Consider the following 5,506-nt stretch of genomic DNA (forward strand, 5'->3'; position numbering starts at 1 on the left):
GGCAGGCGGGCGAAGCCGGTGCGGATCCGCGCAGCGGATACGCGGACGTCCTTTCGCCCGCACCATTGATTGAAAGAGCTCCCAGCAATGGGAGCTTTTTTGTTATGGGCCCATCGCAGGGACTTGAACCTGCGAAGGAGCGAGCGTCAAGAAAAAGCGGAGCGTTTTTAGCGAGCTGGCGAGTCCGCCGGCAGGCGGGCGAAGCCGGTGCGGATCCGCGCAGCGGATACGCGGACGTCCTTTCGCCCGCACCATTGATTGAAAGAGCTCCCAGCAATGGGAGCTTTTTTGTTATGGGCCTCCTGATGGTGTCACATGGCTGCTTTGTGCGGGTATCCTAGTGCCAACGTGTGCCCATCGGAGGAGAGACCATGCTGTTATCCGGTATTATCGCTGCCCTTACGAGCCTTCTACTTCCCATCATCATTTTGTTGCTACTGCTTCCCAACGCCTGCTATGTCGTTGAACAGCAGCATGCTGTGATCATCGAGCGCCTGGGCAAGTTTGACCGCATCGTCAACGCGGGTTTCCACATGAAGGTGCCCGTGATCGACCGCAAGGCCGCCACGGTGAGTCTGCGCACCATGAAAAACGGTTTTGGGATCGACGTTAAGACCCAGGACAACGTGACTATCGGCCTTGAGGTCTCTGCTCAGTACCACGTGAGCTATGACATGGGAGCCGGCCCGGCAGATTCGGGCATCTACAAGAGCTACTACATGCTGCAGGAGCCCGTCGACCAGATGCGCGACTTCATTACCGATGCCCTGCGCTCTTCCATCCCTGTCTATACCCTTGATGAGGTCTTTGCCAAGAAGGATGACATCGCCAAGGACGTCAACGCCACCGTATCCGAGCAGATGGCCGCCTACGGCTTTACCCTCGTGTCGACGCTCATCACCAAGATCGCGCTGCCGACCGAGGTCGAGAACTCTATGAATGACATCAACGCCGCCCAGCGTAAGCGCGCTGCTGCGCAGGAGCTCGCTGAGGCCGACCGCATCAAGCGCGTTACCGAGGCGACCGCCGAGGCCGAGGCAATGGAAAAGGCGGGCGAAGGCATCGCCAACCAGCGCAAGGCCATCGCGCTGGGTATCAAGGATTCGCTCGAGATTATCCAGGAGACGGGCGTCGGCAACGATGAGGCCAACCAGCTGTTCATGTTTACGCAATGGTCCGAGATGATGACGGAGTTCGCTCGCACGGGTAAAACATCGACGGTCGTGCTGCCGAGCGACTTTTCGCAGTCGGCCTCTATGTTCGAGCAGATGCTGACCGCCGGCAAAGTTCAAAACGATTCGAAGGAGTAGGCGCGCGTGAAGTGCACCGTTGTATGCGTCGGTAAGCTCAAAGAGCGTTTTTGGAAGGATGCCTGCGCCGAGTACACCAAGCGCCTGGGCGCCTATGCCAAGGTGGATATGCGCGAGGTGGCCGATATCGACCCGGCCAAGGCGGGCGGCGTGGATGCCGCGCGCGACAAGGAGGGAGCGGCGATTCTTGCAGCCCTGCCGCCCCGAGCGCATGTGATCCTGCTGGCCATTGAGGGCAAAGAGCGCTCGAGTGAGGAACTCTCGGCGCGGCTCGATGATCTTATGTTGCGAGGCAACAGCGACATCGCCTTTGTGATTGGCGGATCGGACGGCGTGAGCGACGATGTTCGCACACGAGCTGACGAAATGCTCAGCTTTGGACGCATTACCTTGCCGCATAACTTGGCGCGCGTGGTGCTGCTGGAGCAGGTCTACCGCGCCTGCAAGATTAGCCGTGGTGAGCCGTATCACAAATAGGTCGGCAACACGAAACAATGCCGTGGGACAATAGCTCTCGATTTGAAGAACCTGTCTGAGAGGACTATGAGATATGAAGATTGGATTTGTCGGTTTTGGCAATATGGCGAGCGCTATGGCCGATGGCTGGATTGCCGCCGGTGTGGCTGCGAGCGACATGTGTGCCTGCGCGGGCCGCTACGATGCCCTGGTTGAGCGCTGTGAGGCGCGTGGAATACTTGCCTGTCGTGATGCGGCGGAGGTTGTCGCTGTATCCGATATCGTGGTTGCTGCGGTCAAGCCGTACATGATCGAGAAGGTCTTCGCTCCGCTCAAGGATACTCTTGCCGATAAGGTCGTCCTTTCGGTCGCCTGGACTTGGGACAGTGCCAAGTGGGAGCAGGTCCTGCCGGGTGTCGCGCACATCTCGACGGTCCCCAATACACCGGTTTCGGTGGGCGAGGGCGTCATCGCCTGCGAGAAGTCCTCTACGCTCAACGGCGAGCAGCGTGCCGTGGTGCTCGACCTGCTCGGAAAGCTTGGCACTGTCGTTGAGCTCGATACGAGCTTGCTGTTTGTGGGCGGTACCGTGGGCGGTTGCGCCCCGGCATTTGTTGCCATGGCGATTGAGGCCCTGGGCGACGCGGCCGTCAAGCACGGCATTCCGCGCGCCGACGCCTATCGCATTGTGAGCCAGATGGTTCTGGGTACGGCGAAACTGCAGCTTGCAACTGGGCAGCATCCTGCGGCGATGAAGGATGCCGTGTGCTCGCCCGGCGGCGCAACCATCAAGGGCGTCGTCGCGCTCGAGGACGCCGGCATGCGCAGCGCCCTGGTCAAGGCCATCGACGCCACCCTTCAGTAAACCTGCCATTTAGGGACAGGTTTATTTTGGCAGGTTTTTCCTGCGGTTTTATCTCTATAGCGAAAAGCGCCCCGCAACCGGGTTGATACCGGTTGCGGGGCGCTTGCGTTTGCCCAGATAAAACCGACCAAAATAAACCTGTCCCTAAATGGCAGGTTAGTCCCAGAAGCTGTCTTGATCTTCTTCGGATTTGGGCCCGCGGTCGACGTAGAGCTTATGGGTGCGCTTCTCCATTACAAAGGCAAGAATCGCAAACAGCAGGATGCCGCCGGCGAAAAGGATGGCAAAACCGGTGCGGGTGCCAAACAAAAAGGAAAAAACTGCGTCCATTGGGTGCCTTCTTGCGTAGTTGAGTTGGGTCGTAAACGCTCATAAGTATATACTTGCCCATACATGTACAAGGTTGCAACCTAAATGGAATGTATATCGCCGGAGGATCTAATGCTTGATATCAAGTTTGTTCGCGAGAACCCCGATGCCATCGATACCGCCATGGCTAACCGCCAGACGTCTTGGGATCGCGAGAAGTTCTTTGAGCTCGACGATGAGCGTCGTGCCGTCATCACCGAGGTCGAGGAGCTCCAGGCCACGCGTAATGCCGAGTCCAAGAAGATCGGCGCCCTGATGAAGGAGGGCAAGAAGGACGAGGCCGAGGCCGCCAAGGAGGCCGTGCGCGCCGTCAACGAGAAGATTGACGGTCTGGCCGAGCGCCGCACCGTTCTCGAGCAGGAGCAGTACGACTTTATGGCTCACCTGCCCAACATTCCCTGCGAGGCCACCCCGTACGGCAAGGACGAGGACGAGAACATCGAGCGCCGTCGTTGGGGCACCCCGCGTGAGTTCGACTTCGACTTTAAACCGCACTGGGATCTGGGCACCGACCTCGACATCCTCGACTTCGAGCGCGGCAACAAGCTCTCCGGTAGCCGCTTCACCGTTCTCGGTGGCGCCGGCGCCCGTCTGGAGCGCGCCCTCATCAACTTCTTCCTCGATACGCACACCAGCCGTGGTTTTAAGGAGTGGTGGCCGCCCATCGTCGTCAAGCGCCAGACCATGTTTGGCACGGGCCAGCTGCCCAAGTTCGAGGACGACGCCTATCATGTCTCGGGCGATAACTTCCTGATCCCCACCGCCGAGGTCGTGCTTACCAACCTGCACGCCGGCGAGGTTCTCGATGCCGACACCCTGCCGCGCCGCTACACCGCCTTCACCCCCTGCTTCCGCGAGGAGGCCGGCTCTGCTGGTCGCGACACCCGCGGCATCATCCGCCAGCACGAGTTCGACAAGGTCGAGATGGTCAAGTTTGCCAAGCCGGAGGAGTCCGACGAGGAGCTCGAGAGCATGACCGCCGAGGCCGAGTTCCTGCTTCAGCAGCTGGGTCTTCCGTATCGCGTGATTAGCCTGTGCACCGGCGACCTGGGCTTCTCTGCCCGTCAGACCTACGACATCGAGGTCTGGCTGCCGAGCTACAACGCCTACAAGGAGATTAGCTCCTGCTCCAACTGCGGCGACTTCCAGGCTCGCCGCGCCAACATCAAGTATCGCGATCCCGAGAACTTCAAGGGCTCGCGCTACCTGCACACCCTTAACGGTTCCGGTCTACCGGCTGGCCGCACCATGGCCGCCATTCTGGAGAACTACCAGAACGCCGACGGCACCATTACGATCCCCGAGGTTCTGCGTCCTTATATGGGCGGCCTCGAGAAGATCGAGCCGGTCGCGTAGGTTTGCTGCATAAGCGATTTGCGGGGGCGCCCCTATCCGGGGCGCCTTTTTTGTGCGCTGAGCCTTACCATGTCGCGCGGACAGCTCAATAGAAAATACACGAACAAATGTTCTGTATACGGTCGTCTACCTGCTATGCTTTTACTAGATACGAGCGAGAGAAGGGGGATGTGATGGACCTGTTTGATGAGCGGGTAGTTTTGTTTGAGAGCGATGAAGGTGGGGAGCACCTGCTAGTTACGTGTGAGCCATCGGGTATGGGTGGCTTGGTGGTGAGGCAAACGAGTGAGGGTCCGTTGACCCAATGGTGCTTTGAGGAGTCGCCACATGTAGTTGAGACCTTTGTGACGCACGAAGGGCTTGCAACACTCGAACGGTTTTATGGAGTCGGGACTTCTAACCAGGTGGCACGCATGCTGAGTATCTCGTTTGCCGAGTATGATTGCGCCCAGCGGGTGCGCTCGCTATTGAGGGATCTCGGTGTTGGGTTCGATGTGGTTGAAAAGCCGATCGATCGTATGGGAAACGGTGATACATGCGGAGCTGCATGAGGAAAATGGTCTAGAAAAAAATCAAGATTGTGCTTGACTCCAATTAACTAAAATGGTTTCATATGTCTTGCGCTGCGGCGTTACCTCAGCTGGATAGAGGGTCTGACTACGAATCAGAACGTCATAGGTTCGAATCCTATACGCCGCACCAATCGAACTTGAAGCCTCCGGCAACGGGGGCTTTTCTTTTTTGGAAGCCATGCATGGATTCGAACCTCGGTCGAGGCGCGAGCAGCATAATCACCACATCGTAAAATTTTTTCAAATTGTCGCTTGACCCGTCGGGGCCTCGCGTGCATAATAATCCGTGCGTTGCGGCGTTACCTCAGCTGGATAGAGGGTCTGACTACGAATCAGAACGTCATAGGTTCGAATCCTATACGCCGCACCAATTGACTTTAAAGCTCCCGGCAACGGGGGCTTTTCTTATTTGGAAGCCATGCATGGATTCGAACCTCGGTCGAGGCGCGAGCGTAAAGAAAACGCGAAGCGTTTTTAGCGAGCGGGCGAGCGCGCCGGCAGGCGGGCGAAGCCGGTGCGGATCCGCGAAGCGGATGCGCGGAATCCTATACGCCGCACCAATCGAACTTGAAGCCTCC

The 5,506-nt window shown here is 58.2% G+C and carries 7 protein-coding genes and 2 tRNA genes; 8 read left to right on the forward strand and 1 reads right to left on the reverse strand.

Going from position 1 to position 5,506, the window contains the following annotated elements; all coding sequences use genetic code 11:
- The 4 genes from ACTQV3_RS09015 to proC all read left to right on the forward strand — a co-directional run.
- Nucleotides 1-341, forward strand: a 341-nt coding sequence (locus tag ACTQV3_RS09015; protein WP_441536296.1) for a hypothetical protein, incomplete at its 5' end; no start/stop codon positions are given.
- A gap of 30 nt (nucleotides 342-371) precedes the next feature.
- Entirely contained in the window at nucleotides 372-1,310 is a 939-nt protein-coding gene (locus ACTQV3_RS09020; protein ID WP_441069409.1) for an SPFH domain-containing protein, read from the forward strand.
- 6 nt (nucleotides 1,311-1,316) lie between these two features.
- The gene (gene rlmH, locus ACTQV3_RS09025) at nucleotides 1,317-1,787 is read left to right on the forward strand and encodes a 23S rRNA (pseudouridine(1915)-N(3))-methyltransferase RlmH (RefSeq protein ID WP_441069411.1); all 471 of its coding nucleotides are present in this window, start codon (nucleotides 1,317-1,319) and stop codon (nucleotides 1,785-1,787) included.
- 73 nt (nucleotides 1,788-1,860) lie between these two features.
- A complete protein-coding gene (proC, locus tag ACTQV3_RS09030; RefSeq protein WP_427719061.1) occupies nucleotides 1,861-2,631 on the forward strand; it encodes a pyrroline-5-carboxylate reductase in 771 nt (256 codons plus the stop codon).
- Nucleotides 2,632-2,787: 156 nt separating this feature from the next.
- Here proC and ACTQV3_RS09035 read toward each other — a convergent pair whose 3' ends face one another.
- Nucleotides 2,788-2,961, reverse strand: a complete 174-nt coding sequence (locus ACTQV3_RS09035) for a DUF6724 family protein (protein WP_195838594.1) — start codon at nucleotides 2,959-2,961, stop codon at nucleotides 2,788-2,790.
- Between the two features lie 111 nt (nucleotides 2,962-3,072).
- On the opposite strand from ACTQV3_RS09035, the gene serS reads away from it, so the two are divergent.
- The 4 genes from serS (at nucleotide 3,073) to ACTQV3_RS09055 (ending at nucleotide 5,298) form a co-directional block, all read left to right on the forward strand.
- Nucleotides 3,073-4,356 (forward strand): serine--tRNA ligase, encoded by a 1,284-nt coding sequence (serS, locus tag ACTQV3_RS09040; RefSeq protein WP_441044830.1) that lies wholly within the window; start codon nucleotides 3,073-3,075, stop codon nucleotides 4,354-4,356.
- A gap of 173 nt (nucleotides 4,357-4,529) precedes the next feature.
- Nucleotides 4,530-4,907, forward strand: a complete 378-nt coding sequence (locus ACTQV3_RS09045; RefSeq protein ID WP_154517675.1) for a hypothetical protein — start codon at nucleotides 4,530-4,532, stop codon at nucleotides 4,905-4,907.
- Nucleotides 4,908-4,981: 74 nt separating this feature from the next.
- Nucleotides 4,982-5,058 (forward strand) — tRNA-Arg (locus ACTQV3_RS09050).
- A 163-nt stretch (nucleotides 5,059-5,221) separates the two neighbouring features.
- Nucleotides 5,222-5,298: transfer RNA gene (locus ACTQV3_RS09055), tRNA-Arg, on the forward strand.
- The last annotated feature ends 208 nt before the right edge of the window (nucleotides 5,299-5,506 follow it).

The organism is Collinsella sp. LCP19S3_A7 (genome assembly GCF_052121995.1).
In the GTDB taxonomy this organism is placed as follows: Bacteria; Actinomycetota; Coriobacteriia; order Coriobacteriales; family Coriobacteriaceae; genus Collinsella.

Bases quoted from the DNA above. Each gene is read 5' to 3' on its own strand.
- serS (WP_441044830.1), top strand. From the start codon at position 3,073: ATGCTTGATATCAAGTTTGTTCGCGAGAACCCCGATGCCATCGATACC.
- ACTQV3_RS09035 (WP_195838594.1), bottom strand. From the start codon at position 2,961: ATGGACGCAGTTTTTTCCTTTTTGTTTGGCACCCGCACCGGTTTTGCC.
- ACTQV3_RS09020 (WP_441069409.1), top strand. From the start codon at position 372: ATGCTGTTATCCGGTATTATCGCTGCCCTTACGAGCCTTCTACTTCCC.
- ACTQV3_RS09045 (WP_154517675.1), top strand. From the start codon at position 4,530: ATGGACCTGTTTGATGAGCGGGTAGTTTTGTTTGAGAGCGATGAAGGT.
- proC (WP_427719061.1), top strand. From the start codon at position 1,861: ATGAAGATTGGATTTGTCGGTTTTGGCAATATGGCGAGCGCTATGGCC.